The sequence below is a fragment of the Mesorhizobium sp. M4A.F.Ca.ET.090.04.2.1 genome (genome assembly GCF_003999085.1).
Classification (GTDB): domain Bacteria; phylum Pseudomonadota; class Alphaproteobacteria; order Rhizobiales; family Rhizobiaceae; genus Mesorhizobium.
Map to the genome: position 1 here is coordinate 1 of NZ_RZOT01000623.1, position 3,233 is coordinate 3,233.

Below are 3,233 nucleotides of genomic sequence, written 5' to 3' on the forward strand. Positions count from 1 at the left end.
AGCTGCCGGCCGCGCCCGAGGCCTTTTCCAGGGCGCTCTGGCTTGCCCCGGCCTATCAGGATGCCAGCTTCGGCCTGGCCGAGGTTGAGTTCCGCTCCGGCAATCTGGATGCGGCACTGCCGCTGGCCGAATCGGTGGTCCGCGCCGAGCCCGGCAATGCCGACGCCGCGGCGCTGGTCGAGACCATTCGCAAGGCAAAGCAGGCCGCCGCCGGCAGCAAGATGAAGCCCGCTCCGGCGGCTGCAGTGCCCGCGAAGAAGGCGCCCCCGCGGCGGGCGGATCCCGTCGCCGGGCTGATGCAGCAGGGCAGGCGGCTCAGGGCGGCGGGCAAGCTGCCAGAGGCCGAGCAGGCCTATCGCCGGGCGCTAAGGCTGGCGCCGAAGAACACCGACATACTGGTCGCCCTTGGCCTTGTCGTCGGCTCCGGCCAGCGCTTCGACGAGGCCGGGCATTTTTTCGACAGGGCGTTGGCCATCGATCCCGGCCTGCTCGACGCTCGCCTCGGCAAGGTGCGCCTGGCGATCTGGCAGGGCGATTTGCCGCGCGCCCGCGCGCTGGCCGATGAGGCGCTGGCTTCGGCGCCGGACAATGTCGAGGTGCTGAACCTCGACGCCAGGATTGCCCTGCTGGAAGCGGATTACAGGCGGGCCGAACAGTCGTTCCAGCGCGCATTTGCGGTCGATCCGCGCAATGCCGAGGCGCTGGTCGGCATCGGCGATGTGCGCCGCGCCGAGGGTGACGACGCCGCCGCGCGGCTGGCCTACCGACAGGCGCTGGCCATCGAGCCCGGCTCCGCCGACATCGAGCAGAGGCTGGCCGTGCCGCCGCCGCGCAAATGGCGGCTCGATATCGGCACAGAGATGAGCGATCTCAGCGACGGGCTCGGCGACTGGACCGACAGTTCGGCAGGTCTTGCCTATCGGCTGTCGCCGGCAACGACCATTTCGGGCCGCAGCCGGGTGGCGACCCGCTACGGCCATACCGACGTCCAGGTCGAGGGCCGCATCGACCAGGCCTTTTCGCCCGCCTTCTCCGCCTATGCGCTGGCGGCAGCGACCCCGGACGCCGATTTCCTGGCGCGCTACTCGATCGGTGCCGGCGCGTCCTGGCAGGTCATGGCGCCGGCCAGGCAATTCGGTCCGGTCTCGCTCAACATCGACGCCCGCTACGACGATTTCGCCAATGCCGGCGTCACCACCATCTCGCCCCGGGTGCAGGGCTACATCCTCGATGGCCGCCTCGGGCTTTCCGCCCGCTGGGTGCACGCCGAGGACGATATCGGCACGCGCGCCGACGGTTATGTGCTGCGCGCCGATCTTGTGGTGACGCCCCGCTTCAACCTGTTCGGCGGTTACGCCGACGCGCCGGAAATCTCCGACGGCACGCTGGTGCCGACGCGCACCGTCTTCGGTGGCCTTTCCTGGGATGTCAGCGATCCGCTGACGCTGCGCGCCAGCCTGGCGCACGAGCAACGCCCGACCTTCGACCGGACCATATTCGGGCTCGGTCTGACCGCGCGGTTCTGATCATGTGGCTGGTCTGGGACATGTCCATTCTGCTCAGCGCCCTTTCGCTGGTGATCATGCTGCTTTTGATCGCGCGCCGGGTGCTGCAGGAGCGCCGGAGCACTGCCGCCGCCGATCAGCGGCGCCAGCTTCTGACGGCGCTGATCGCCTTCACCGAAAACCGCGACCGCGAGGCCCTGAAGGCGGCCATCCTCGCGGTGCCGGCCGGGGTGGCGATCAATGCCGGCTTCGAATTCCTGTCGCTGCTGCGCGGCGCGGAGCACGACGACGTCCTTGCCGCCTTCAAGGAATGCGGCATGCCGGCCCGTGTCGGCAGGCAGCTTGAACGAGGCAACGTCGCCGAACGCATCCACGCCGCCGAGATGCTCGCGGCGCTGGATTCGGAGGATGCGTCGGCACGCCTGCTTTCGGCGCTGGCCGAGGACCGCTCGCGCGAAGTCAGGATCGCCGCGGCCATCGCGCTCAGCGATCTCGGCAGCCTGCCGCTGCTCGACTTCGTACTGGACAATATCGGCGTGGCGGGGCAGCGCTCGCGGCGCGTCATCGAGCTGTTCAGGCGCTTTCCGCGGACGCGCTTCAACGAGCTTGCGGTGCATGCATCGCGCGCGGACGGCGTGCCAGTCGTCAGGGCGGCCGCGATCGAAGCGCTGGCCCGCGCCGGCGGCTTCGGCTTCGCCGATTTCTTCGCCAGCCTCGCCGGCGATGCCTCACCCGAGGTCGCCGCCGCCGCGCTCCGCGCGCTCGGCCTGACCGGCCATGCCGACGCGCCGTCCATCCTGGCGAGCGCGATGGCGAGCGACGACCTCGACGTGCGCGCCGACGCCGCCGACGCCGCCGGCCGCCTCGGCCTCAGCGAACTCGCTGCGACGCTCGCCGGGCTGATGGACGACGAGGTGTGGACCGTGCGCTATGCCGCCGCCAACGCGCTGCGCTCCTTCGGCCAGCCCGGCGAAAAGATGCTGCGCGCGATGGCCGCCAGCGACGTCTCGCGCAGCCAGCGCACCGCCTCGCTCATCCTTGCCGAGGGCCCTGCCACATGATCGCCGACTGGAGCCACCAGATCGTTCTGACAGCCTCAATCCTGTCCTGGTTCATCATCGGGGCCGGGCTGGCGCAAACGGCGATCTACCTGTTGCAGCTCATCGTCGCCGCCTACGCGCTGTCCATGCGCCCGCCGGTGGCGCGCTCGGCGCTGCTCTGGCACCGCTATGGCGACGTCGCGCCGCCGATCGCGCTTTTGGTGCCCGCCTACAACGAGGCACTGAACGTGGTCGAGAGCGTCCATTCCATGCTGGCGCTCGAATATCCGAATTTCGAGGTGATCGTCATCAACGACGGCTCGAAGGACGACACGCTGCAGCGCCTGATCGAGGCCTTCAGGCTGGTGAAGTTCCACCGGCCCTACGAGGAGGAACTGGCGCACCAGCCGATCCGCGGCCTCTATTCCTCGCCGATGACCGAGCGGCTGTTCGTGGTCGACAAGGAGAATGGCGGCAAGGCCGATGCCCAGAATGCCGGCATCAATGTCTGCCGCGCGCCGCTGTTCTGCGTCATCGACGGCGATTCCATCCTCGAACCCGACGCGCTGATGCGCGCGGCGCAACCCTTCATCGACGATCCGGAGCGCACCATCGCTGTCGGCGGCACGATCCGCATCGCCAACGGCTCGCGGATCGAGGCGGGGAGGGGGCGCGAGGGGCGCCTGCC

At 69.6% G+C, this 3,233-nt stretch carries 3 protein-coding genes; all 3 read left to right on the plus strand.

Annotation, left to right across the window (positions count from 1 at the left end; translation table 11 throughout):
- Positions 1–1,526: YaiO family outer membrane beta-barrel protein (locus EN781_RS29280; protein ID WP_127400583.1), on the plus strand; the 1,526-nt coding region annotated here is incomplete at its 5' end.
- A 2-nt stretch (positions 1,527–1,528) separates the two neighbouring features.
- A complete protein-coding gene (locus EN781_RS29285) occupies positions 1,529–2,566 on the plus strand; it encodes a HEAT repeat domain-containing protein (protein ID WP_126055108.1) in 1,038 nt (345 codons plus the stop codon).
- Positions 2,563–3,233, plus strand: a 671-nt coding sequence (locus EN781_RS29290; RefSeq protein ID WP_189347919.1) for a glycosyltransferase family 2 protein, incomplete at its 3' end; no start/stop codon positions are given. The genes EN781_RS29285 and EN781_RS29290, both read left to right, overlap by 4 nt.